19 protein-coding genes and 5 pseudogenes are annotated in these 22,571 nt (G+C 72.4%); 13 read left to right on the top strand and 11 right to left on the bottom strand.

The window, feature by feature from the left end:
* Positions 1-6 precede the first annotated feature (6 nt).
* Positions 7-2,775 carry a hypothetical protein gene (locus tag AQJ67_RS20725; protein WP_062720465.1) on the top strand — a complete coding sequence of 923 codons (2,769 nt, stop codon included), beginning with the start codon at positions 7-9 and terminating at the stop codon, positions 2,773-2,775.
* Positions 2,776-3,249: 474 nt separating this feature from the next.
* Here the strand turns inward: AQJ67_RS20725 and AQJ67_RS47745 are convergent, their stop codons facing one another.
* The 3 genes from AQJ67_RS47745 to AQJ67_RS20735 all read right to left on the bottom strand — a co-directional run bounded on the left by AQJ67_RS47745 (position 3,250) and on the right by AQJ67_RS20735 (position 5,265).
* Positions 3,250-3,423, bottom strand: a complete 174-nt coding sequence (locus AQJ67_RS47745; RefSeq protein WP_159058803.1) for a hypothetical protein — start codon at positions 3,421-3,423, stop codon at positions 3,250-3,252.
* Positions 3,424-3,618: 195 nt separating this feature from the next.
* Positions 3,619-4,029 (bottom strand): PPOX class F420-dependent oxidoreductase, encoded by a 411-nt coding sequence (locus AQJ67_RS20730; RefSeq protein ID WP_062720466.1) that lies wholly within the window; start codon positions 4,027-4,029, stop codon positions 3,619-3,621.
* Positions 4,030-4,086: 57 nt separating this feature from the next.
* The gene (locus AQJ67_RS20735; protein ID WP_062720467.1) at positions 4,087-5,265 is read right to left on the bottom strand and encodes a MalY/PatB family protein; all 1,179 of its coding nucleotides are present in this window, start codon (positions 5,263-5,265) and stop codon (positions 4,087-4,089) included.
* A gap of 177 nt (positions 5,266-5,442) precedes the next feature.
* Between AQJ67_RS20735 and AQJ67_RS20740 the strand changes: the two genes are divergently transcribed.
* Positions 5,443-6,813, top strand: a complete 1,371-nt coding sequence (locus AQJ67_RS20740; RefSeq protein WP_062720468.1) for a S1 family peptidase — start codon at positions 5,443-5,445, stop codon at positions 6,811-6,813.
* Positions 6,814-6,921: 108 nt separating this feature from the next.
* On the opposite strand, the gene AQJ67_RS20745 is transcribed toward AQJ67_RS20740, so the two are convergent.
* Positions 6,922-7,107: a hypothetical protein gene (locus AQJ67_RS20745; RefSeq protein ID WP_062720469.1), complete on the bottom strand. Its 186-nt coding sequence runs from the start codon at positions 7,105-7,107 to the stop codon at positions 6,922-6,924.
* A gap of 179 nt (positions 7,108-7,286) precedes the next feature.
* On the opposite strand from AQJ67_RS20745, the pseudogene AQJ67_RS20750 reads away from it, so the two are divergent.
* From AQJ67_RS20750 to AQJ67_RS20760, 3 pseudogenes are all read left to right on the top strand, one after another.
* A pseudogene (locus AQJ67_RS20750) lies at positions 7,287-7,847 on the top strand (carbohydrate ABC transporter permease); the annotation flags it as partial.
* 18 nt (positions 7,848-7,865) lie between these two features.
* A pseudogene (locus AQJ67_RS20755) lies at positions 7,866-8,312 on the top strand (ABC transporter permease family protein); the annotation flags it as partial.
* Positions 8,285-9,379: pseudogene (locus AQJ67_RS20760) on the top strand (Gfo/Idh/MocA family protein); the annotation flags it as partial. The pseudogenes AQJ67_RS20755 and AQJ67_RS20760, both read left to right, overlap by 28 nt.
* Before the next feature lie 32 nt (positions 9,380-9,411).
* Here AQJ67_RS20760 and AQJ67_RS20765 read toward each other — a convergent pair.
* Positions 9,412-10,113, bottom strand: coding sequence for a L,D-transpeptidase family protein (locus AQJ67_RS20765; RefSeq protein WP_062720470.1), 702 nt, complete (start codon positions 10,111-10,113; stop codon positions 9,412-9,414).
* Between the two features lie 140 nt (positions 10,114-10,253).
* The gene (locus AQJ67_RS20770; RefSeq protein WP_062720471.1) at positions 10,254-11,051 is read right to left on the bottom strand and encodes an SDR family NAD(P)-dependent oxidoreductase; all 798 of its coding nucleotides are present in this window, start codon (positions 11,049-11,051) and stop codon (positions 10,254-10,256) included.
* Between the two features lie 50 nt (positions 11,052-11,101).
* Between AQJ67_RS20770 and AQJ67_RS20775 the strand changes: the two genes are divergently transcribed.
* Positions 11,102-11,650 carry a hypothetical protein gene (locus AQJ67_RS20775; protein WP_062720472.1) on the top strand — a complete coding sequence of 183 codons (549 nt, stop codon included), beginning with the start codon at positions 11,102-11,104 and terminating at the stop codon, positions 11,648-11,650.
* Here the strand turns inward: AQJ67_RS20775 and AQJ67_RS20780 are convergent.
* The 3 genes from AQJ67_RS20780 to AQJ67_RS20790 form a co-directional block, all read right to left on the bottom strand.
* Positions 11,641-12,555 carry an SDR family oxidoreductase gene (locus AQJ67_RS20780; RefSeq protein WP_062720473.1) on the bottom strand — a complete coding sequence of 305 codons (915 nt, stop codon included), beginning with the start codon at positions 12,553-12,555 and terminating at the stop codon, positions 11,641-11,643. The genes AQJ67_RS20775 and AQJ67_RS20780 overlap by 10 nt on opposite strands.
* Before the next feature lie 125 nt (positions 12,556-12,680).
* Positions 12,681-13,310: an MBL fold metallo-hydrolase gene (locus AQJ67_RS20785; RefSeq protein ID WP_062720474.1), complete on the bottom strand. Its 630-nt coding sequence runs from the start codon at positions 13,308-13,310 to the stop codon at positions 12,681-12,683.
* Positions 13,310-14,398 (bottom strand): S-(hydroxymethyl)mycothiol dehydrogenase, encoded by a 1,089-nt coding sequence (locus AQJ67_RS20790; protein WP_062720475.1) that lies wholly within the window; start codon positions 14,396-14,398, stop codon positions 13,310-13,312. The genes AQJ67_RS20785 and AQJ67_RS20790 overlap by 1 nt, the downstream gene beginning before the upstream one ends.
* A gap of 209 nt (positions 14,399-14,607) precedes the next feature.
* Between AQJ67_RS20790 and AQJ67_RS20795 the strand changes: the two are divergent.
* The 3 genes and pseudogenes from AQJ67_RS20795 to AQJ67_RS20800 all read left to right on the top strand — a co-directional run.
* Positions 14,608-15,945 (top strand): annotated as a pseudogene (locus AQJ67_RS20795) (rhodanese-like domain-containing protein); the annotation flags it as partial.
* A gap of 27 nt (positions 15,946-15,972) precedes the next feature.
* A pseudogene (locus tag AQJ67_RS50450) lies at positions 15,973-16,287 on the top strand (rhodanese-like domain-containing protein); the annotation flags it as partial.
* On the top strand, positions 16,284-17,033 hold the full coding sequence (locus tag AQJ67_RS20800) for a sulfite exporter TauE/SafE family protein (protein WP_062720477.1): 750 nt from the start codon (positions 16,284-16,286) through the stop codon (positions 17,031-17,033). The pseudogene AQJ67_RS50450 and the gene AQJ67_RS20800, both read left to right, overlap by 4 nt.
* A 33-nt stretch (positions 17,034-17,066) precedes the next feature.
* On the opposite strand, the gene AQJ67_RS20805 is transcribed toward AQJ67_RS20800, so the two are convergent.
* On the bottom strand, positions 17,067-17,354 hold the full coding sequence (locus AQJ67_RS20805; protein WP_062720594.1) for a metal-sensitive transcriptional regulator: 288 nt from the start codon (positions 17,352-17,354) through the stop codon (positions 17,067-17,069).
* A gap of 75 nt (positions 17,355-17,429) precedes the next feature.
* Between AQJ67_RS20805 and AQJ67_RS20810 the strand changes: the two genes are divergently transcribed.
* The gene (locus tag AQJ67_RS20810; RefSeq protein WP_079056065.1) at positions 17,430-18,080 is read left to right on the top strand and encodes a rhodanese-like domain-containing protein; all 651 of its coding nucleotides are present in this window, start codon (positions 17,430-17,432) and stop codon (positions 18,078-18,080) included.
* Here AQJ67_RS20810 and AQJ67_RS20815 read toward each other — a convergent pair.
* A complete protein-coding gene (locus tag AQJ67_RS20815; protein ID WP_062720478.1) occupies positions 18,073-18,690 on the bottom strand; it encodes a hypothetical protein in 618 nt (205 codons plus the stop codon). The two genes, AQJ67_RS20810 and AQJ67_RS20815, sit on opposite strands and share 8 nt — an antisense overlap.
* Before the next feature lie 256 nt (positions 18,691-18,946).
* Here AQJ67_RS20815 and AQJ67_RS20820 point away from each other — a divergent pair, with 256 nt between their 5' ends.
* From AQJ67_RS20820 to AQJ67_RS20830, 3 genes are read left to right on the top strand one after another with little or no spacing between them, the layout of a single operon-like run.
* Positions 18,947-19,717 carry an isopentenyl transferase family protein gene (locus tag AQJ67_RS20820; protein ID WP_062720479.1) on the top strand — a complete coding sequence of 257 codons (771 nt, stop codon included), beginning with the start codon at positions 18,947-18,949 and terminating at the stop codon, positions 19,715-19,717.
* Positions 19,714-21,027: an FAD-binding protein gene (locus AQJ67_RS20825; RefSeq protein WP_062720480.1), complete on the top strand. Its 1,314-nt coding sequence runs from the start codon at positions 19,714-19,716 to the stop codon at positions 21,025-21,027. Before AQJ67_RS20820 ends, AQJ67_RS20825 begins: the two co-directional genes overlap by 4 nt.
* The gene (locus AQJ67_RS20830; protein ID WP_244190534.1) at positions 21,018-22,547 is read left to right on the top strand and encodes a TIGR00730 family Rossman fold protein; all 1,530 of its coding nucleotides are present in this window, start codon (positions 21,018-21,020) and stop codon (positions 22,545-22,547) included. The genes AQJ67_RS20825 and AQJ67_RS20830 overlap by 10 nt, the downstream gene beginning before the upstream one ends.
* Positions 22,548-22,571: the final 24 nt, after the last annotated feature.

The following is a 22,571-nucleotide window of genomic DNA, read 5'->3' on the forward strand; positions in this document are numbered from 1 at the left end:
GGGCACGTGATCCGTGCCCGGCGAATATGGGGAACCGCCCTGGCGGTGCTCACGGTGGTGGGGGTGTCGCCAGGGTGGGCTCAGGCTCAACAGGCGTATGGTTTAAGGCCGTTGGCGAAGACGGTCGGCGACGGTGACGGACTGCCGGCCAACTGGAGCATCACCGGCGAGGGAGCCGCGCGGAAGCTGGCGTGGCGGTCCGACGAACGCGTCCCGATGGGGGACGCCCGGGTCGAGTTCTACGCCGGTGACCGGCTGCTCGGCCGTCCGGCGCCGGCGAAGGACGGGCGGACGTTCCGGCTCGGTCTCGACGGTCTCGCGCTGGACGCCCCGCAGGACCTGCAAGTGCGGGCGGCGGGGCGCCGGTTGGACGCGCCCGGGTCGACGTCCGGCGGCTCGCGCTCGGCGGTGACCGTCCCGCGGCGGCTGCCGGCCAACCCGGTCGACCCCGGCAAGCCGGGCGCGTACGGCACCGTCACGGGCGAGTACGGCCTCGCCCCGGTGCGGCTGCCCGGGTTCGCCGAGCCGGTGGAGATGAAGGCCGTGGTGGTGGCGCCCAAGGGTGCTCAGGGCCGCCGTCCGCTCGCGCTGTTCCTCCACGGACGCCACTCCACCTGCTACAGCCCGCAGGGCGAGACCGGCGGCGAGTGGCCCTGCGCCGCCGGCACCAAGCCCATACCGAGCCACCGGGGCTATCTGCGCGACCAGCGGCTTCTGGCGTCCCAGGGCTATGTGACCGTGTCGATCTCCGCCAACGGAATCAACGGCCAGGACTGGAGCGCCGAGGACGGCGGCGCGCAGGCCCGTTCCTCGCTCGTACGGCAGCATCTCGCCCGCTGGGCCGGCTGGTCCGCCCATCCGGGCACGGCACCGGCGGCGGTACGCAAGGCGCCCCGGGCCAATCTGTCCCGGGTGCTGCTGGTGGGGCACTCGCGGGGCGGGGAGGGCGTGAACCGGGCGGCGATGGACAGCCTCTACCCGCCGCCCGCGTCGCAGGACGGGTATCGGGGCCCGGTGCGCTGGCACATTCGCGGCACCGTGCTCATCGGCCCGACGGTCTTCGGTCAGAACCCGGTGCCGGACGTGCCGTCGATGACGATCCTGCCGGGCTGTGACGGCGATGTCTCCGACCTGCAGGGCGAGGTGTACGTCGACGGAACCCGGCAGGTCAGCCGTGGTGCCGCGCTGCACAGCGCCGTGTACATGGTGGGCGCCAACCACAACTACTTCAACACCGAGTGGACGCCGGGGCAGGCCGTGGCGCCCGCCGACGACGACTTCTGGCACGACGAGGAGGAGCCCGACCCGGTCTGCTCCCCCGGCACCCGCACCCGGCTGACCGCCGACCAGCAGCACCGGGCCGGTGCCACCTACATCGCGGCGGCGGCGCGGCTGTTCGTCGCCGGGGACGACCGGGTCCGCCCGCTGCTCGACGGCTCGGGCCGGCGCGCGCCCTCGGCCGATCCCGCGCGTGTCCTCACCCATGCGGTGGGCGCGCGGCGCGGCGCCGGTTTCCTGCCGGACGGCAAGGTCACCGTGAGCGGGGGCCGGCTGTGCTCGGCGGTGCATCCGTCGTCGGCCGCCGCCTGTCTGGGCTCCGAGACGACCGGTATGTCACCGCACTTCGCGCGCTGGGAGACCGACCGCGAGCCGGGTCGCCGAGCGGTCGCCCTGCGCTGGTCCACGGCGGGCTCTCCGGTACGGGTACGTCCTGAACGGCCGCTGTCCCTGACGGGTGCCAAGGCGCTGGCGCTGCGGGTCATCGTGCCTCCGAACAGCACCGGAACGCGCCTGGACGTCTCCGTCACCGACACCGCAGGACGGCGCCGGACGCTGGGCCGCGCCGAAGTCGACGGGCTGCCGGGGACGGGCCGGACCGCGTCGTACTGGGCGCGCGAGGTGCGGGTGCCGATCGGCACCGACGACGCGGCCGCGGTCGACCTGCGGCACGTGAAGTCGCTGGAGTTGACGCCGCGCACCGGGGCCGGGCGGGCCTGGCTGATGGACGCCTGGGCCTGGCGGCCGGGGACCGCGCCGGTGCGGGAGGCTCCGCTGGCCCGCGTCGACGTGGGCCGGCTGACCGTCAAGGAAGGGGACGCGGGCGAGCGGACGTACCGGGTGCCGGTCCAGGTGTCCGGGCGGGGCGGCGGCCAGGTACGGCTGTTCGTCACCGACCCGGCCACGGACGAGGTCACGGACCGGCTGGTGACGGTACGGCCCGGTGCTCACGGCATCGACGTGCCGGTGAAGGTCCAGGGCAACACCCGCTACGGCGACGACCTCGCGCACAACGTCTTCGTGAAGGCGGTCCGCACCAGCGTGGTCGGCTCGCACCTCGGCGGTGTGACCGCGGAGAACGACGACCCGGTCCCCTCGATCGGCGTCACCCCGGTCGCGGACCGGGTGGCCGAGGGGAAGGCGCTGAAGTGGCGGGTGACCCTCTCCGCCGCGGCCGATGTCGAAGTAGGCGGCATGCTCGCCGTGGTTCCGGTCACGCAGGGCCGGGAGCTGTCCAGCAAGGACGTCGCCCCGGACTGGCTCCAGGACTCCTCCGGTGCCTCGCCGGATCCCGAGCGGCCGCTGTCCGAGGTGGAGGGGCTGTCTCTGTGGGTGTCCGTCCCGGCGGGGCGGACGAGCGCGGAGGTGACCGTGCCGACGATCGAGGACGCGGTGGCCGAGCCGGCCGAGTCGGTGCGTCTGCGGTTGGCCGACGACTCCGGTGAGCCGGTGCCGGGTGCGCCGGCGGTGACGGGCACGGTGGTCGACGCGTCGTGAGACCCACCTCGCGGGCGGGTCTCCGGCTGCCGGATACCCGTCCGCGAGGGCACGTTCGCGTCAGTGCGCTCCCTGATCCGGGGAAATCGTGTCGTCGTCCTCCATCAGCTCCAGGTCCGGCGGAACGAGCGTCGTGCACTCCACCAGGCCCCGCAGCAGGTTGTGCAGCAGCCGGTTGTCGCCGGGGCGGCCCTGCGACCTGTCGTGCAGCAGGGGGTAGCGGAAGCCGGTGCGGTCCAGCCGACGGCGTACGTTGCGATCCTTCGGTCAGCAGGCCGGCTTCATTCCTCCCGGCGGCAGCTTCTTGCCGTTCTCGCGGGCCACGCTGCACCTCACGTGGCGGAAGCCGGCGTCCCACTCCTCGTCCGTGGAGGACCAGCCCCACATCTCGTGCCCCTTGCCACGAGCCCAGTCGACGCCGTACCTCTCCTCGCACAGCCTTCCCGTGTCGACGCTGTCGGAGGAGCCCTCTCCCTAGGCCCAGGTCCCGCCGGCGACCTGCTCGACGTGCGGCTCGTCGCAGGACACCAGGGTCTCGGTGGACGCACCGTCCTCGTCGTCCTCGGCCAGCCAGACGCTGCCGCCGCCCCCGGAGCCCAGCCGCTGCCGCAGCAGGTAACGCCCGGCGATGATCCGCTCCCCAGCCACCAGCTCTCGCCCCTTCCGTGCGCCTTGGGCGTCTGTGACGCCTGGGGCGCGCCGTAGGCGGGACGCCCCGCCGGCCATGTTCGCCCGACCCGGTCGAGAACCCTCCCGAGGGGTCGGGCAGTTGGGGTCTGTCCTGGTCTGCTGCCGGCATCACACGCGTGGGCGCCGCACATCACCTGCGCGGCGAGGTGGGCGTCAGCCGGCCGGTGTGAGGGTCACGCGGATGCCGACCGTGCCGTTCGCGCCGCGGCGCAGTCGGCTGCCGAGGAGGGTGAGGCGGCCGGTGAGGCCGTACTTGCGGGCGATGAGCCGGCGGTAGCGGGCGCTGGTCGGCTCGTCGCAGATCTCGGCGGTGGCGGGGATCTGGTCGCCGGTCGGCCTGCCCCGCAGGTCGCAGGGGCCGACGAGGACGTCGCCGCGGGCGCGGATGCGCTTGACCTTCCATGAGTCGGCGACCGTCCACACGCCGAGCGCGTCGCCGTCGCGGACCACCCAGACCGGGGTGGGGACGCCGGTGCCGTTCTTGCGGTAGCTGGTGATGAGCAGGTACTTGCCCGCGCCGAGCGATTCCAGCGGTCCCTGCGTCTGATGCGACGAATCGTCCATGGCGGGAAGTGTAGGCAGCGGGTGCGGGGACGCCGAGGGGCGCCCCCGCCGCGCGGCTCAGTCGAGTGCCGCCGCCATTCGCCGTACGCCCTCCGTGATCAGCTCGGGCGAGGTCGCGAGGTTCAGCCGTACATGGCCCGCTCCTCCGGTGCCGAACGGGATCCCGGAGGTGAGCGCGACGCGGCCGCGCCGCAGGAAGACGTCCGCCGGGTCGTCGCCGAGGCCGAGGGCGCGGCAGTCGAGCCAGGCGAGGTAGGTGGCGTCGCCGGGGCGGTAGGTGATCGCGGGGAGGTGCTCGGCGAGGAGGTCGGCGAGGAGGCGCCGGTTGTCGTCGAGGCCCGCGAGCAGGGCGTCGAGCCAGGCGGTGCCGTCGCTCAGGGCGGCGCTGTGGGCGATGATCCCGAGGTGGCTGGGGCCGTGGCCGACCTCTTCGGGCAGCCGGGCCAGGTCGGCGGCGGACGCGGGGCCCGCGATGGCCAGGGCCGCCTTGAGGCCGGCCAGGTTCCAGGCCTTCGACGCCGACATCAGTGACAGTCCGCTCTCGCCGCCCGGGACGGTCAGGTACGGCACGAAGTCGGCGTCGGCCGCGGTGAGCGGGGCGTGGATCTCGTCGGCGACGACCCGGACGCCGTGGTGGTCGGCGAGTGCGGCGACGGCGGCCAGTTCGTCGGCGGTGTGCACGGTGCCGGTCGGGTTGTGGGGGCTGCACAGCAGGAAGGCGGCGCGCCTGCCGCCCGTGGTCGCGCGCCGGAAGCTCTCGTCCAGTGTGTCGAGGTCGATGCGCAGGTCCGCGCCGAGCGGGGCCTCGACCACCTGTCGGTCCATGTGCTCGACGAACTGGTAGAACGGCGGGTAGACGGGTGAGTTCACCACGACCGGATCGCCCGGTCCGGTGACCAGTTTGAGCATTTCGACCACACCGAGCATCACATCGGGCACGATCGCCGTCCGCTCCACGGCGAGCCCGTCCCAGCCCCACCGCTTCGCGGCGAATCCGGCGAGCGCCTCGGCGTATCCCGTGCCCGCCGGGTATCCGGTGTCGCCGAGCGCGAGGGCCTCGGTGAGCGCGTGGACGACGGGTTCGGCCAGCGGGACGTCCATCTCGGCCACCCACATCGGCAGCACGTCGTCGGGGTAGGTGCGCCACTTCATGCTCGTACGACGTCGCAGGCGGTCGAGGGTGAGGGCGTGGAGGGGATTCGGTTCGCCGGACGTCGTGTGCGGGATCCTGGTCATGGGGCACAAGATAGGCGGCCGCGCGGTGGGCGGGAACCGCTGGTGAGGTCGCCGGGGCGGGAACGATCAGCTGTGCGGTGAACACGGGCGGGCCGGGCCACGTATGGAGAGAGGGTGCTCAACTACGGGAGGGCCCCGCGGCGTTGCTGCCGCGCTGTACTGGTTCGGGAGCCCTGCATGAGGCACGCACGACGACGTCTCGTCCGGCGAGTGACACGGCTGGCGGCCGTCGGCGGACTCCTCCTCGGAGGAACGATGGTCACCCGCGCGGTGGCGAGCGAACCCCCCGACGCCTCCTCCGTCCCCCGCACCTACGCCGCCTCGGCCGCCAGTACCGGCGGTGATCTGGTCGCCCGGCTGGGGGCTTCGCGTACGGCGGGCAGCTGGATCGGCGCCGACGGGAAGCCGGTTGTCGCGGTCACCGACGAGGAGGCGGCCGCCCAGGTACGCAAGGCCGGTGCCGAGCCGAAGATGGTCGACCACAGCATGGACGAGCTGAAGTCGGCGACGTCGACGCTGCGTTCGACCCCCCGGGTGGTCGGTACGGCGTGGGTGATGGACTACCGGTCCAACCAGGTAGTCGTACGGGGTGACAGCACCGTGTCGGCCGCCGACTGGTCGCGGATGACGCGGGTCGCGGACGGCATCGGCGGCTTTGTGCGCATGGAGCGCACCGAGGGCACGTTCACGACGCGGCTCAACGGCGCGCTGCCGCTGCTGTCGACCGTCGGGCGCTGTTCGGCCGGTTTCAACGTCACCGACGGGCAGCGTGACTTCATCCTCACGGCGGGGCACTGCGGGCCCGACGGTTCGGTGTGGTTCGCCGACAACCGGGGCACGCGGCAGATCGGCCAGACGATCAAGCAGAACTTTCCGGGCGCCGACTACTCGCTGGTCCAGTACGCGAGCGGGGACGCCGGCGCCGGTGCGGACGTCGTGTCGATCGGTGCGGGCAAGGGCGTACGGATCACCGGTGCGGCCGATCCCGCGGTCGGGCAGCGGGTGTTCCGCAGCGGCAGCACGAGCGGGCTGCGCGACGGCGAGGTGACGGCGCTCGACGCCACGGTCAACTACCCGGAGGGCACGGTCACGGGGCTCATCGAGACCAACGTGTGCGCCGAACCCGGCGACAGCGGTGGTCCGATGTTCTCCGAGGGCGTCGCGCTGGGTGTGACGTCGGGCGGCAGCGGGGACTGCGACGCGGGCGGTACGACGTTCTTCCAGCCGGTGACCAAGGCGCTCGCCGCGCTCGACGTGAAGCTTCTCGTGGCGGCGCAGAACGGTTCCGGTCAGGGTGCCTCGCCGGCGCCGTCCGCGTCGTCGCCGCAGGGCGCGGGCTCGCCCGGTGACACGTCGCCCGGTTCGTCGGCCCCGGTGACGGGCGCGGACGCCGTGACGCTGCTGTCGCGGCTGGCGGACCCGAAGAACGTCGGGCCGGGCCTGCTGGTCATCGCGGGCAGTCTGGTCGCGCTGGCGGCGACCCGGTTCATCCGTGCGGAACAGGACCGCAAGGCGTATCGGCGGCATTACTCGGCGACCTGGGGGTGACGGGCCCGGGCCTGCCGTCACTACGCGGAGCGACCGGCCCGGGCGTCGGGCCGGTCGCGGAGAGGTGGGTCGAGGAGGAGGATGCCCGGGGTGCGCCGAGGCGAGTGTTCAGGCGGCCTTCGCCGGCTGGGGGGCCGCGGCGGCCCACTCCAGGACAAGGCGCTGGTATTCCTCGCGCTGCTCGACGCTCAGTGTCCCGCCCGACCGGCGCCACAGCGCCCGGATCTCCTCGTTGACCTCGTCAGCCGATCGCTCGGAGGCGAATTCAACAGTGGTGGACATGCTGTGAAGCATAGGGCTCCGCAGGTGAAGGCGCTGTGAGCAAGGTCGCACAATACGGGCATAAAGGACCGTGTTGCTGATCACTTCCGTCTGTCAACGGAGATCGTGGAGTTCAGGCGTCCGTCGCCCCGAGCACCAGCACCTGGATCGCCAGGACGGCCGCCCCACGTGCCCAGTCGTGAAAGTCGGACATCTTGGTCTCCAACCTGATGTCCAACGTCGTCGCCGGCCTGGTCTGGCTGTGGATCCTCGACACCCAGCTGGGCATCGGGAACGAGATCATCAGCGCCGTCGGTGTGGACCGCATACCGTTCCTCGCCGACGAGACCTGGGCGGTCCCCACCATCGCCCTGATCAACGTCTGGCGGCACGTCGGCTACACCGCGCTCCTGCTCTTCGCCGGTCTGCAGGCGATCCCGAACGACATGTACGAGGCGGCGAAGGTGGACGGCGCGAGCGAGTGGCGCATGTTCTGGCGGATCACGATGCCGCTGCTGCGTCCGGTCCTGGCGGTCGTTCTGATCATGACGGTGATCGGTTCGTTCCAGGTGTTCGACACGGTCGCGGTGACGACCGCGGGCGGTCCGGCGAACGCGACGAACGTCCTCCAGTACTACATCTACGGCTCCGCCTTCGGCCGCTTCCAGTTCGGCTACGCCTCGGCGATGTCCGTCGCCCTGCTGGTCGTGCTCAGCGCGATCACCGTCCTGCAGTACCGGCTCACCCGGGCCGGCCAGACCGACCTCGGCTGACGGAAGGGAGACACCGAGATGGCTGCCGTGACAACGACCACGAACAGGACCGCCGTACGGCCGGTCAGGCGCAGGTTCTCCCCGGGACGGGCCGCCGCCTGGACCGTGATGGGTCTGATCGTCCTCATCACCCTGCTGCCGTTCTACTGGATCCTGCGCACCGCGCTCTCCACCAACGCCGGGCTGAGCGCCGACCCCACCGATCCGCTGCCCGTCGATGTCACCGGCACCGGCTTCCAGCGGGCCCTGGGCCTGCAGTCGGCCGAGGACGCGGCCGCGCAGGGCGGTGCGGGCGGCGGGCTCGACTTCTGGCGCTATCTGCTCAACTCGGTGATCGTCTCGACCCTGATCACCGGCTGCCAGATCTTCTTCTCCGCCATGGCCGCGTACGCCTTCTCCCGGCTGCGCTGGCGCGGCCGGGACAAGGTGTTCGGTCTGTTCCTCGCCGGGCTGATGGTGCCGACGCACAGGGACTGGCCGGCACGTTCCCCTCGTACGAGGCGATGCTGGAGTCGAAGGCCGTCGACGCGGTCGCGATCTTCACGCAGCGCTGGACCCACGGGCCGCTGGTGCTCCAGGGCCTGAACGCCGGCAAGCACGTCTACTCCGCGGTGCCCATGGCGATCACCACTCAGGAGATCGCGGCGATCATCGACGCCGTCAAGGCGACCGGTCTGACCTACATGATGGGCGAGACCAGCGAGTACAACCCGGCGACCGTGCACGCCCGCAACCAGATCGCGGAGGGCGCCTTCGGGCGGCTCTTCTACGCCGAGGGCGACTACGTCCACGACATGGACCTGGGGTTCTACGAGGCGTACCAGTACAGCGGCGGCGAGAACTGGAAGGCGACCGCGTCCTATCCCCCGCTGCTGTACCCGACGCACGCGGTGGGCGGGGTGCTGGGGGCCTGGCGGACGCACGCGGTGAGCGTGTCGGCGATCGGGGTCGTGGACGACCGCGGCGACGGCGTCTTCGACAAGTCCGTCAGCCAGTTCGGCAACGACGTCTCCAACGCGACCGCGCTGTTCGAGGTCGCGGGCGGCGGCTCGTTCCGTACGAACGAGTTCCGGCGGGTCGGCTACCCCTCGCACATACGGGAGTCCCGGTTCCGGTTCTTCGGCACCGAGGCGAGCATGGAGCAGCTCGCCACCGTGGCCCTGTGGCAGGACAAGAAGGGCGTCAAGGACATCAGCGAGCTGCTGGAGCCCAAGCCCACCATGTCCCCCGACGACCCGTCGCTCCAGCACATCGCGCCGGAGCTGCGGGCGGCCTTCACCTCGGGTTCGGCGCCCGTGCACGACCGCTCCCGGCTGCCCCGGGAGTTCGACAGCCTGCACAACGGTCACGAGGGCAGCCATCATTTCCTGGTGGACGACTTCGTGACCGCGGTCAATTCCCGCACCCTGCCGTCGGTGAACGCGTGGGTGGCGGCCCGCTACACCCTGCCGGGCATCGTCGCGCACGAGTCGGCGCGGCAGGGCGGGGTCAGGCTGGAGATCCCGGACTTCGGGGACGCCCCCGAGGCGTGACGTTCCTGCGCGAGCCGGGTGCCTGGGGCTGCTCAGGTGCCCGGCTTGCGGCCGTACACGAAGACGTCGTCGCCGTTCTTCAGCAGGGACCAGTACTTCTTGGCGTTAATCTTGGTCATGTTGACGCAGCCGTGCGAGCCCGGCGGGTTCCACATGCTGACGCCGACCGAGTGGAAGGCCTGGCCGCCGTCGAAGAACTGGGAGTACGGCATCGGCACGTGGTAGATGCTCGACACGTGGTCGATGTTGCGCCAGTAGATCTTCTTCAGACCGGTGCGCGTCTCGTAGCCGTTGCGGCCGGTGCGGACCGGGACCGGGCCGTAGACCAGCTTCCTGCCGTCCTGGATCCAGCTCAGCTGGAGCGTGAGGTTCACACAGGCGATGCGGCCCTTGTTGACGGGGCACTTGCCGTCCTTGTTGGGGTTGTTGCCGACGGCCTTCTGCTTCAGCATCAGGTCCATCACGCCCCAGGTCACCGGGCCCGCGTAGCCGGCGTTCGGAGTGATGCCGTGCTTGGTCTGGAAGGCCTGGATGGCCTTGCAGTCGGCCGTGGACTGCTTGCCGTCGACCGGCCGGCCGAGGAACTTCTCGACCTTCTTCTGATACGGCCCGGTCTGGGACGTGCAGCTCGGGGCCGCCTGCGCCGGTGCGGCGGCGAGCGTCAGTCCGAGCGGTGCGACGAGTCCTGCGGTGATGCCGAGTGCGACGGCGCGCCGTCTGCGTATGTCCCCCATGGCCGGGCCTCTCCCTTGCGTGGTCCTGTGGACTTCTGCCAGGTAGACCGGTGTGCGGGGCGATCGGTTGTGGCCGTGGCCGGGCTGTGACCGAACGGTGAAATTTCGCCAGTCGCTCCGGCCTCGCTTCAGGCCTCTGCTCAGGCGTCGCCCGACCGCCGGACCACGGCCCGGAAGCCGGTGTGGACCGCGGTGAGGCCGCCGTCGACGGTGAGGGTGGTGCCGGTGATCCAGGCCGCGTCCCGCGACGCCAGGAAGGCGACCGCCGCCGCGATGTCCTCGGGCTCGCCGACCCTGCCCAGCGGATACAGCGGCCGGACCGCGTCGAGTTCCGCGTCCCTTCCCTCCCAGGCCGAGGTACGCACCGTGCCCGGCGTGACCAGGTTCACCCGGACTCCACGGGCTGCGGCGTGCCCGGCGAGCGTACGGGTGAGGGAGCCGAGGCCGGCCTTGGCTGCGCTGTAGGCGTGGTTGCCGAAGTCCTGCAGGGCGTTGACGGAGCCGATGTTCACGATGGCTCCGTGGCCGGTGGCGGCGAGGTGCGGCAGGGCGGCACGGCAGCAGCGGTACGTCCCGGTCAGCGTGACGTCGAGGTCGCGGGCCCAGGCGTCGTCGGAGCCGTCCTCGAAGAGCGGGGTGTCGGGTGTACAGGAGGCGGCGCTGTTGACCAGGACGTCGAGGGAGCCGAAGGTGTCCACGGCGCGGGCGACGGCGGCCTCGACGGACTCGCGGTCGGCGACGTCGCAGGCCAGCGCCTGCGCCGCGAGCCCGTGCCGGCGCAGCTCGGTGGCCGTCCGCTCGGCCTCGGGGCCGTCCCGGTCGGTCACCAGGACGCGTGCCCCTTCCTCCGCGAGGCGGCGTGCGGTGGCGGCGCCGATGCCGCGGGCCGCGCCGGTGACCAGGACTCCGTACCCTGCGAAGCGCGTCGTGTCCGTCATGGACGGAACCGTAGTACCGGGACGATCATCCGGGCAGATAGCGTGCGTCCATGTCCGTGTTCATGCAACAACTCCCCGCGCTCGTCGGCGTCGTGATCGGCGCGCTCGGTTCCTATCTGGTGGTGGTGCGGGGCGATCAGATGAGGTTCCGGCGGGAGCAGGCGGCGCGCTGGGAGGAGCGGCGGCTGGCGGTGTACGCCGACTACGCGCGGTCGGTGAAGCAGACGATCACGCTGACGTACCGGGTTGCCGCAGAGCTCGGCCACGGGACGCACCCGGATCCCCTCACCCCCGACGAGGCCAGACCGCTGCTCGCCGAGGCGAACGTCACGAGGGACCCCTCGGGTGAGGCGCTGATCATGCTGGGCAGCCGCGCTGTGGTGGAGAAGGGCCGGGCCTGGGTCGTGACCGCCATGGAGATGGAGCGGTTCGTCCGCGAGTCCGAGCAGGACACGGCGGCCTGGCGTGCGCTGCTGGAAGAGCAACGCGCCGGACGCGACGCCTACTACGCGGCCGTGCGGGAGGACCTCGGCCTGCCGCCCGGGCACTCCGCGCGCTGGCCGATCCGCCCTGCCGGCCCGGTACCGCCTCAGCGATAGCCGCTCGTGTCCGCCGGCTTCCCCGCGTCCTGCACCTCGACGAGATAGCGCCAGGCGTCGGGGCGGCTGCCGTCGAGGTCCGTGAAGCCATAGACCGGCGCGAGCTGCCCGCTGGAGAGCGACTCACCGTTCCAGCGGGCCACGTCGGGGTCGGCGGCCAGGGCGGCGACGGCGCGGCCCACGTAGCGCGGGGTCTCGGAGATGGCGAAGTGCGGGACGCGTTCGAGGGCGTCGCGCCAGTTGTCCTCGCGTACCTCGAACGCGTCGAGCATCATCTCCGAGCGCAGCCAGCCGGGGGTCAGGGCGACGGCGGTGGCGCCGCGCGGTCCGAGTTCGTGGCCGAGGGAGAAGGCCATGCGCAGAACGGATGCCTTGGCGAGGTCGTAGAAGAAGGAGTTCCGGTAGTTGGCGCGGTTGTAGTCCGCCGTGCCGTCGGTCATCTCGACGACCAGTCCGCCCGGCCGGCGCAGAAGCAGGGGCAGGGCGTGGTGGCTGGTGATGGCGTGGGTCTCGACGGCCAGCCGGAGCAGCCGTAGGCCCTTGTCGAGGTCGTGCTCCCAGACGGGGCTGTCCCAGGCGAAGAGCTTCTCGCCGCCCCAGACGTCGTTGACGAGGACGTCTAGGCGGCCCTGTTCGTCCGCGATGCGGTCGACGAGGGTGCGGACCTGGGCCGGGTCGAGATGGTCGGTGGGTACGGCGATGCCGTGGCCGCCTGCCTCGGTGACGAGGTCGGCGGTGTCCTCGATCGTCTCGGGCCGGTCGTACTCCGAGCGCCGGGCACGCGTGCTGCGTCCCGTCACGTAGACCGTGGCCCCGGCCGCCCCGAGCTCCACGGCGATGCCGCGTCCGGCCCCCCGGGTCGCCCCGGCGACCAGTGCGACCCTGTCCTTGAGCGGCTGTGACATGTCCGGCCTCCCGTGCCTCGTGTGCGGTGTCGTCATCGAGGGTGCCGGGGAAGCCGGACATCTTCTGTCGTCTTTTCCGGTCGGGTGCCGCCTTTCGAGGCAGGGTCACCCGGCCGGGCGCGGCCTCAGTGGCCCCGGTCGATCCACTCCTGGAGGTGGGGTGCCTCGGCGCCGATGGTGGTGGGGTCGCCGTGGCCGGTGAGGACCTTGGTGTCGGGCGGGAGGGCGAGGAGGCGGTTGCGGATGGAGTCGATGATCGTCGGGAAGTGGGAGTAGGAGCGGCCGGTGGCGCCGGGGCCGCCCTGGAAGAGGGTGTCGCCGGTGAAGACGACGCCCAGGCCGGGGTCGTGCAGGCACACCGCGCCCGGGGCATGCCCCGGGGTGTGCAGGACGGTCAGGTCGGCGCCCGCGGCCTCGATGATCTGGCCGTCCACGAGGTGGGCGTCGGGGTCGCGGTCCGGATGGGTCTGCTTCCACAGCGGCAGGTCGTCGGGGTGGAGCCAGATCGTGGCGCCGGTGCGGTCGGCCAGGGCGGGCGCGGCGTCGATGTGGTCGTTGTGGGCGTGGGTGCACACGATCGCGGTGAGGCGCCGGTCGCCGACGGCCTCGGCGATGGCGTCGGCGTCATGGGCGGCGTCGATGACGACGACCTCGTGGTCGTCGCCGACGAGCCACACGTTGTTGTCGACGTCCCAGGTGCCGCCGTCGAGGGTGAACTGTCCGGAGGTGACGAGCCGTTCGATGCGGGTGGCCATCAGAGCATCACCACCGAGCGCAGGACGTCGCCGTGGTGCATGCGCTCGAACGCCTTCTCCACCTCGTCGAGCTGGATGGTCTCGGTCACGAACGCCTCCAGGTCCAGGCGGCCCTGCAGATGCAGGTCGATCAGCATCGGGAAGTCCCGGGAGGGCAGACAGTCGCCGTACCAGGACGACTTGAGAGCCCCTCCCCGGCCGAACACGTCCAGCAGGGGCAGCTCCAGCTTCATCTCCGGGGTGGGGACGCCCACCAGGACGACCGTGCCGGCCAGGTCGCGGGCGTAGAAGGCCTGCTGGTACGTCTCCGGGCGGCCCACCGCCTCGATCACGACGTCCGCGCCGAACCCGCCGGTCAGCTCGCGGATCGCCTCGACGGGGTCGGTCTCGCGCGAGTTGACCGTGTGGGTGGCGCCCATGGTGCGGGCCTTGGCCAGCTTCCGGTCGTCGATGTCCACGGCGATGATCCGCGCCGCGCCCGCCAGGTTCGATCCGGCGATGGCCGCGTCGCCGACGCCACCGCAGCCGATCACCGCGACCGTGTCGCCCCGGCCGACGTTGCCGGTGTTGATGGCGGCGCCGATTCCGGCCATCACGCCACAGCCCAGCAGGCCGGCCACCTGCGGGGCGACCGCCGCGTCGACCTTGGTGCACTGTCCGGCCGCGACCAGCGTCTTCTCCGCGAAGGCGCCGATGCCGAGCGCGGGTGAGAGTTCCTGGCCGGTCGAGGCCAGGGTCATCCTCTGCTTGGCGTTGTGGGTGTCGAAGCAGTACCAGGGCCGCCCGCGCAGACAGGCCCGGCATGTCCCGCACACCGCACGCCAGTTGAGGATCACGAAGTCACCGGGCGCGACGTCCGTGACGCCGGCGCCGACCGACTCCACCACGCCGGCCGCCTCGTGCCCCAGCAGGAAGGGGAAGTCGTCGCTGATGCCGCCCTGCTTGTAGTGCAGGTCGGTGTGACAGACCCCGCAGGCCTGGATCTGTACGACGGCCTCGCCCGGCCCCGGGTCCGGCACGACGATCGTCTCCACGCGCACGGCCTCGTCCTTGCCCGGTGCGATCACGCCCCGTACTTCCTGCGCCATGGTGCTGAACCCTTTCCTCGGCGGCTCTCCGTCCACTTCCGACCCTAGACGTGACTGATCGGTAAAGGCACGGAGCGACGACCTTCACATCTGCTTCCGGCCACCTTTCAGAAATACCCCCCGGGGTACCCTGCTACTGTGGTTCATATACCCCCGGGGGTAATTTCCTCCCGGGGGCTCACAGGCTTCACCAGGAGAGGAGTGCTGCCGTGTACTTCGTCGACACCATCGAGGTGCCGGGGCTGGGCAATCGCGGGTATCTGGCGGGCGGTGCGCACAGCGCCGTGGTGGTCGATCCACCCCGGGACATCGACCGGGTGATCACGGCCGCCGCACTGCGCGGCGTGCGGATCACCCAGGTCGTCGAGACCCACGTGCACAACGACTACGTGACCGGCGGCCTGGAGCTCGCCCGGCTCACCGGGGCCGCCTATCTGGTGCCGGCCGCGGCGCGGGTCGGCTACCAGCGGGTGCCGGTCGCCGACGGGGACCGTACGGAGATCGACGACGGCCTGGTGCTGCGCGCCCTGGCCACTCCCGGGCACACCCCGCACCACACGGCGTACGTCCTGGAGGAGGCGGGACACGCCGTGGCCGTGTTCACCGGCGGTTCGCTGCTGATCGGCACGGTGGGACGGCCCGACCTGGTCGAACCCCGGCTGACGGATCACCTGGCGCGGGCGCAGTACGACTCGGCGCACCGGATGGCCGCCGAGCTGCCGGACGAGACGGCGGTCCTGCCGACGCACGGCTTCGGCAGCTTCTGCTCCGCCACGCAGGCCGCGGGCGGGGACACGACGACGATCGGGCGTGAGCGCGCCGCCAACGAGGCCCTGGTGAAGGACATCGACGCGTTCGTCGCCGACCTGCTCGCCGGCCTCGACGACATCCCCGCGTACTACGCCCACATGGGCCCGGCGAACGCCGAGGGTCCGGCTCCCGTGGACCTGACGCCGCCCCGGCCGGCCGACGCCGAGGAGATCGCCGCGCGGCTGGCCTCCGGGGAGTGGGTGGTGGATCTGCGCCACCGGGTCGCGTTCGCCGAGGGGCATGTCGCCGGGTCGTTCAACTTCGAGGCGGAGGGACAGCTCGCCGCCTATCTGGCCTGGCTGCTGCCCTGGGGCAAACCGGTCACGCTGCTCGCCGAGACCCAGGCCCAACTGGCCGACGCCCAGCGGGAACTCGTCCGCGTCGGGATCGACCGGCCGGCCGCCGCGGCGACCGGCTCCCCCGCCGACTGGACCCGCCCGGGCGACCGGCCCCGCTCCTTCCCGCGCGCCACCTTCGCCGAACTGGCCGCGCGGGACGGCGTGGTGATCCTGGACGTGCGGCGGGACTCCGAGCGCGCCGGCGGGCACATCCGGGGGTCGGTGCACATACCGGTGCACCAACTGCGCGACCGGCTGGCGGAGATACCGGAGGGCACCGTGTGGGTGCACTGCGCCGGCGGGATGCGGGCGGCCATCGCCGCCTCGCTGCTCGACGCGGTGGGACGTGATGTCGTCACCGTCGACGACGGGTTCGCGGCGGCGCTCGACGCCGGTCTCCCGATGGCCCGCGTCACCCCGGCCGAGGCCCGGGCGCGGGCGGACGCCGACGCCGTCCTCGTGGACGTCCGCGAGCCCGCCGAATGGGCCACGGGGCACGCCCCTGGCGCCGTCCTCGCGCCGCTCTCGGCACTGACGGCCGGTGAGACGCTGCCGCGGACCGCGCAGGGCCGCCCCGTCGTGGCGATCTGCCGCTCCGGCAAGCGCTCCCGCGAGGCCGCGGCGCTGCTCACGGCGCGCGGCACGGACGTGGTGGACGTCATCGGCGGCATGCGGGCCTGGGTCCAGGCGGGGCTTCCGGTGGTGACGGAGTCCTGTACCGCCCCCAGTGACCCCACGTGAGCGCGCTCGTCCTGGGCCTGTTCGCCGGTGGTGTCACGGGGCTCTCGCTCGGCGCGCTGGGCGGCGGCGGCAGTGTGCTGGCCGTACCGGCGCTGATGTACCTGCTCGGTTTCACGCCCGCGGCGGCGGCCACCGCGAGTCTGGTCGTCGTCGCCGTCACCTCGGTCACCGCGCTCGGCGCGCACGCCCGTGCGGGCACGGTGCGCTGGCGTGCCGGGGCGCTGTTCGCGGCGGCGGGTCTGCTGCCGGCGGCGGTCGGCGGTGCGGTGTCCGGGCTGCTGCCCGCGGGGGTGCTCACGGGGGCCTTCGCGGTGACCGCCGCTGCCGCCGCGCTGCGTATGCTCCGCCCTTCGGCCGCCGTACGGCGCGAGGAGGTGCCGGCGCGTCCGGGCCGGGTCGTCCGGGCGGGCGCCGGGCTCGGTGCCGTGACCGGTGTTTTGGGCGTGGGCGGCGGATTCCTGGCCGTACCGGCTCTGGTGAGCGTGGTGGGGCTGCGGATGCGGGCCGCCGTCGGCACCAGTCTGCTGGTGATCACCGTGAACTCGCTGGTGGCGCTCGCGGCCCGGGCCGGTTCGGCCGCGAGTGTCGACTGGGCGGCCGTCGGGCCGTTCGCCGCGGCCGCGGTGCTCGGCGCGTGGGACGGCAAGCGGCTCGCCGGGAAGATCTCCGGCGGCACGCTTCAGCGGGTCTTCGCCTACGTCCTGCTGGCGGTGGCCGTGTTCATGCTGGCCGACGCCGTCGGATGAGTGCCGGGCGCCACGGGACGGCCGGGCCGCCCCCTATGCCAGCGACAGGAACAGCTTCTCCAGCCGTGCCTTCATCTGCGCCGCCGTCTCGCCGTCGCGCCGGCCCTGCTCGACGTCGGTGAGGCACTGCTGCAATCCGGTCGCGATGATCGCGAAGCCGGCCCGGTCCAGGGCGCGGGAGGCTGCGGCGAGCTGAGTGACGACCTCCTCGCAGTCGCGGCCCTCCTCGATCATCTTGATCACTCCGGAGATCTGCCCCTGCGCCCGACGCAACCGGTTCAGCACCGACTTGAGGTCGTCGCCCTCGAACTGCAACTCCACGATCACTCCCCTGCCTGCCCCGCTACATACCCCTGCGGGTATTTTACCTCCACTCCGGAAAGGATCTCATTCCCCATGGCACCGCCCCACAGCTCCCCGGCGCTCGACGTCGACGAGGCCCACGCCCGCCTGAGCGAGTCGAGCGACTCGGCCGACTCGACCGACTCGACCGACTCGACCGACTCGACCGATCTGACCGTCGTCGACGTCCGCACGCCGGGCGAGTACACGGCCGGTCATCTGCCGGGCGCGCTGAACATCCCGCTGGACCGTCTCGACAGCGCGCTGCCCGCGCTCCGCAGCCTCCCCGGCGGGCAGCTTCTGGTGGTGTGCGCCTCCGGGGCCCGCTCGGCGGACGCCTGCCGTGTCCTCGCCGAGCACCGGATCCAGGCCATGACCCTCACGGGCGGCACCCAGGGCTGGGCCCAGCGCGGGCACGCGCTGCACCGGCCGGCGTCGAGCCCGCGCGCCACCTGGTCCATGGAACGCCAGGTCCGTTTCACCGCGGGCTCGATCGTCCTGGTCGGTCTCGGACTCGGACTGCTGCACCCGGCCTGGCAGTTGCTGTCCGCCGGTGTCGCGGGCGGCCTCGTCTTCTCCGCGCTCAGCAACACCTGTGGCATGGCCGCCCTGCTGGCGAAGCTGCCGCACAACCGCCCGCGCCCCGCCGACCTCGAAGCGGCCCTGGCCGCCCTGGCGCGGCGCGGTCAGGCACCGGTCACCTGAGGAAGTCCCGGACGGCCCGGGCGACGACGTCCTCGTCCAGGCCGTCCGCGCCGCCCAGCGGCAGCAGCCGGTGCGGTACGTGGACCAGGGTCTCGGCGACGTGCCGGGCCGACAGGCCGGGCAGCCCGGGTTCGACGAGCACGACGTCGGCGTGGGCGGCGGCCAGAACGGCGGTGCGCAGGCCGACCTGGTCGAAGGGCCGGACGGTGGCGGCGTAGAGCACGGCCAGGTCGAGGCCGGCCGTGGCGCGCAGCACCGGGTCGAGAGTGGCGCCGACGGCGAGGACGACGCCGCCGAGGCCCTCCCGGACGAGTTCGAAGCCCTCGGACAGGCCGTGCGGTTCGGCGTTGGAGTCGCCGGACAGATGCACGAAGGCCCGCTCGCCGCGCCCCACGGCGGACCGGATCGCGCGCCGCACCTCGTCCGGATGACCGGGGACATGGACGGTCCAGCGCGGGTCGGTGGCGAAGCGAGTCAGTTCCTCCACGGCGCCGTAGCCGACGAGGACGGTGCCGGTGCCGTGCCCGGCGGGGCCGTCGGGGCCGTCGGGGCCGTCGGGGCGGGCGGCGGGCAGGGACTCGGTGACGGCCCGGAGCATGTCGGGGTGCATGGCAAATCCTCCTCGGGACGGTTACGCGAGACGTCAAGAATTCGTCAAGAACAAAATGTGACGCTCACTCACATGGCCCTGAATTCCCCGGAGTTAACCCTTCCAGCACACTGTGAGTGAATCTTTAACAACCACAAAGGAACGTAGCCGTCTCTTTGCCCGGTCCGGGTATTTCCCGGGGTGTTCCCGCTCGCCGTGCTGCGTAACTTGGCAGTGGTCTTTCCCGTTGCCGAAAGCGGAGGGGGAACATCCCGCCATGGTCGAGAACGAAACGCCGCCCTCGGTTCGTCCGTTGGTCCATCTGATCGCGGGGCCGACCGGAGTCGGGAAGAGCGCGGCCGCCACCGACCTGGCGCGCGCCACCGGCGCCCCGATCGTCGTCGCCGACCGCCTGCAGTGCTTCACCGACCTCGCCACCACCAGCGCCCGCGCCGGTGCGGACGTGCCGGGTGTGCGCCGCCACTGGCTCGGGGACCGGACGTTCACCGAGGGGGACCTGTCCGCGAACCAGGCCGCCGACGCACTCGTCGAACTCGTCCAACTGCTCGCCGTTCAGCACCGGTTGGTCATCATCGAGGGTGGCTCGATCTCGCTGCTGCGCGTGCTGTGCGCCCGTCCGGCGCGGCTCGACTGGCGGCTGACGGTCCGTCTCCTGACACTGCCCGAGTACGACACGTACCTCGCCGCCCTGACTCACCGGGCCCGGTCGATGCTCACACCGGGCGTCTGCGGTCCGGGGCTGCTCCAGGAGCTGGCCGCACTCTGGCGCGATCCGGGGAAGCGACGGCTTGCCGCCTCGGTCAACGGGTTCGAGGCCGTGCTCGAATGCTGCGCCAAATACTCAATTGACGCGGAGACCGTCGACGACGGGGAAATCCCCGAACACATCCTGCGCCGGATGGCCGCGCTCATCGCCGTACGGCATGCCGAGCACGGCATTCTCCAGCATCGCGTGTTCACCGAGATTTTCGCGAACGGCACGACGGTCTCCGCATTCGACTTCGGCCAGCTGGAGCGTGCGGCATGACGGGCACATCGGAGGTGATGGAAGCCTCCACCGATTTCGGCCATATCATCGCTTCCTCCCCGCTCGGCGTGGTCACCGCCCGCTCGGCCGCCGACGTCAGGGAACTCGTCTCCTTCGCCGGTCCGCACGGCCTGCCGGTCTCCGCGCGAGGCGCCGGACAGGCCCTGTACGGGCAGGGACAGGCGCACGGCGGCTACGTCGTCGACATGTCGGCCCTCGACGACGTGCGCTGTGCTCCGGGCGAGCGGACGCTGAGCGCCGGGGCCGGTGCGTCGTGGCGTGCTGTGGTGCGGGCCGCGCTGGCCGAAGGGCTCACTCCGCCGGTGCTGCCCGATCACCTCGGCGGCAGCGTCGGCGGGCTGCTGAGCACGGGTGGCCTGGGCGGCTCCAGTCATCGGTACGGCCTGGTCGCCGACTGGGTGCGGGAGTTGGAGGTCGTCACCGGCACCGGTGAACGGCTGGTCTGCGCCGCCGACCGGCGTCCGGACCTCTTCCACGCGGTCCTGGCGGGCCTCGGCCAGTGCGCCCTGATCGTCCGCGCCACCCTCGCCCTGGTGCCCGCGCCGACCCACGTCCGCCGCTACCGCCTCTACCACGACGCCCCGGGCACGTACTTCACCGATCAGCGGCGCCTGGCCCGCGACAGCCGCTTCAGCCACGTCTCGGGCCAGGCGCGGCCCGCGCTCGGCGGGGGCTGGCACTACATGATCGAGGCGGTCGTGCCGCACGACGGCGGACCGCCGGCCGACGACGAGCTGCTGATCGGCGACCTGGACCACGACCGGGACACCGAGGAGACCGCGGACCTGTCGTACGCCGAGTACGTGCACCGTCTGGACCGCGACGAGCGGCTGCTGCGCGCCACCGGCGAGTGGGACCGCCCGCACCCCTGGCTGACCCTGCTGCTGCCGGAGGAGGCCGCGGCCTCCTTCGTCCCGGCCCTGCTCGCCGAGGACGCCCAGCGGGGACTGCGCTGCTGCGGCACGGTCCAGCTCCGTCCGCTGTCGGCCCGCACACTGCGCGCCCCGCTGCTGCGCCGGCCCGAGGGCGAACTCCTCTGCCTGCTCGCCCTGATGCGCACGGCGCCACCGGCCGCCCCCGACGTCGTCCGCCGTATGGTCGCCGCCAACCGGGCCCTGTACGAGCGGGCCAGGACGGTCGGCGGCGTCCTCCACCCGGTCGGCGCGCTGCCCATGACACCGGGCGACTGGCGCGACCACTTCGGCCCCGGCTGGCCCGAACTGGTCGGCGTCAAGGACCAGTACGACCCGCATCACGTCCTGACCAGGGGGTACGGCTTGTGGACCTGACCTCCGTGCGGGCCGTGACCGTCTTCTGCGGTGCCTCCCCCGGGCGCCGCCCCGACCATCTGCGTACCGCCGCGGAACTCGGCCGCGCACTGGCCGGGGCGGGCCTCCGACTGGTCTACGGCGGTGCGCGCACCGGGCTCATGGGGGCCGTCGCGGACGGGGTGCTGACCGCCGGCGGCGCGGTCACCGGAGTGGTGCCGCGCGGCATGCTGCCCTACGAGATCGCCCACACGGGACTCACCGACCTCGTCGTGGTCGCCGACATGCATGAGCGCAAGGCGCGGATGGCCGCGGAGGGCGACGCGTTCGTGGCGCTGCCGGGCGGGCTGGGTACGGCGGAGGAGTTGCTGGAGGTGCTGACCTGGGCGCAGCTGCATCTGCACCGCAAGCCGTGTCTGCTGCTGGACCCGTCCGGTTTCTACGGTCCGTTGCTGTCCTTCCTGGAGCACGCGCGGGACGAGGGCTTTCTGCACGCCGGGGATCTGGAGCGGATCGTGGTGTGCGGCTCGGCCGAGGAGGTAGTGGCACGGCTGACACGGCCGCGCAGGGCACCCGCGCCGGCGGTGGCCGCCGTGCCGGTGCCTCGGGGGCGGGTGGCGTTCCTGTTCTCGGCGGCCGGGTCGCAGCAGCCGGGCATGGGGCGCGAACTGTACGGCTGCTCCCCGGTGTTCGCCGACGCGCTGGACGAGGTGTGCGGGCTGCTCGACCCGTATGTCGACGTGCCGCTGCGGGACCTGATGTTCGCCGAGGCCGGGACGCCCGCCGCCGCCCTGCTCGACCGGGTCGCCTTCGGGTATCCGGCGATATTCGCGGTGCAGATCGCGCAGTACCGGCTGCTGGAGAGCCAGGGGGTGCGCCCGGACGTGCTCTTCGGGTACTCGGCCGGGCACATGGCCGCCGCGCACGCGACGGGGGTGTTCTCGCTGCCGGACGCCTGCCGTGCGGTCGGCGCGCTGGCCCGGCTGGCGGACGCGCTGCCGAAGACGGGGGGCATGGCGGCCGTGGAGGCGTCGCCCGGGGAGCTGAGCCCGGGGCCGGGCGCGGTGATCGCGGCGGTCAACGGCCCGAGGTCGGTGGTCGTGTCGGGAGACCGGGCGGCCGTACGGCGGATCTGCGAGGAGTGGACGGCCCGCGGTCGCCGTACCCATGTGCTCCGCCTGGACGTGGCACCCCACTCCCCTCACTTCGACGCCCTGCTGGACGACTACCACCGCGCCCTGGAGCCGCTCGACCTACGGGTCCCGCGGCTGCCGCTGCTCTCCGACACCACCGCCGAGCCGGTCGGGGCCGAGGCGACCTCGCCGGGCTTCTGGGCGCGGGCGGTGTGCGCGCCGGTCCGTTTCGCGGACGCCGTCGGCCGGCTGCGGCGCGACGGTGTGACGGTCTGTGTGGAGCTCGGCCCGGGTGACGTCCTGACCCGCATGCTGGACGACTGTCTGCCCGAGGGGGCCGAACGGCCCCTGACGCTCGCCGTGGCGCGGAACTGGCAGGCTCCGCGGGAGGAGGCCGACGTAGCCTGAAGGCTCCGTCCCACCTCGGAGGAG

Source organism: Streptomyces caeruleatus (assembly GCF_001514235.1).
In the GTDB taxonomy this organism is placed as follows: domain Bacteria; phylum Actinomycetota; class Actinomycetes; order Streptomycetales; family Streptomycetaceae; genus Streptomyces; species Streptomyces caeruleatus.

Excerpts from the sequence above, each read along its gene's own strand:
- AQJ67_RS20735 (WP_062720467.1), bottom strand. The coding sequence starts at position 5,265 with ATGACCAGGATCCCGCACACGACGTCCGGCGAACCGAATCCCCTCCAC.
- AQJ67_RS20810 (WP_079056065.1), top strand. The coding sequence starts at position 17,430 with ATGGCACCGCCCCACAGCTCCCCGGCGCTCGACGTCGACGAGGCCCAC.
- AQJ67_RS20815 (WP_062720478.1), bottom strand. The coding sequence starts at position 18,690 with ATGCACCCCGACATGCTCCGGGCCGTCACCGAGTCCCTGCCCGCCGCC.
- AQJ67_RS20785 (WP_062720474.1), bottom strand. The coding sequence starts at position 13,310 with ATGGCCACCCGCATCGAACGGCTCGTCACCTCCGGACAGTTCACCCTC.
- AQJ67_RS20740 (WP_062720468.1), top strand. The coding sequence starts at position 5,443 with ATGAGGCACGCACGACGACGTCTCGTCCGGCGAGTGACACGGCTGGCG.
- AQJ67_RS20820 (WP_062720479.1), top strand. The coding sequence starts at position 18,947 with ATGGTCGAGAACGAAACGCCGCCCTCGGTTCGTCCGTTGGTCCATCTG.
- AQJ67_RS20825 (WP_062720480.1), top strand. The coding sequence starts at position 19,714 with ATGACGGGCACATCGGAGGTGATGGAAGCCTCCACCGATTTCGGCCAT.
- AQJ67_RS20745 (WP_062720469.1), bottom strand. The coding sequence starts at position 7,107 with ATGCTTCACAGCATGTCCACCACTGTTGAATTCGCCTCCGAGCGATCG.
- AQJ67_RS20775 (WP_062720472.1), top strand. The coding sequence starts at position 11,102 with ATGTCCGTGTTCATGCAACAACTCCCCGCGCTCGTCGGCGTCGTGATC.
- AQJ67_RS20780 (WP_062720473.1), bottom strand. The coding sequence starts at position 12,555 with ATGTCACAGCCGCTCAAGGACAGGGTCGCACTGGTCGCCGGGGCGACC.
- AQJ67_RS20770 (WP_062720471.1), bottom strand. The coding sequence starts at position 11,051 with ATGACGGACACGACGCGCTTCGCAGGGTACGGAGTCCTGGTCACCGGC.
- AQJ67_RS20765 (WP_062720470.1), bottom strand. The coding sequence starts at position 10,113 with ATGGGGGACATACGCAGACGGCGCGCCGTCGCACTCGGCATCACCGCA.
- AQJ67_RS20790 (WP_062720475.1), bottom strand. The coding sequence starts at position 14,398 with ATGGCGCAGGAAGTACGGGGCGTGATCGCACCGGGCAAGGACGAGGCC.
- AQJ67_RS20730 (WP_062720466.1), bottom strand. The coding sequence starts at position 4,029 with ATGGACGATTCGTCGCATCAGACGCAGGGACCGCTGGAATCGCTCGGC.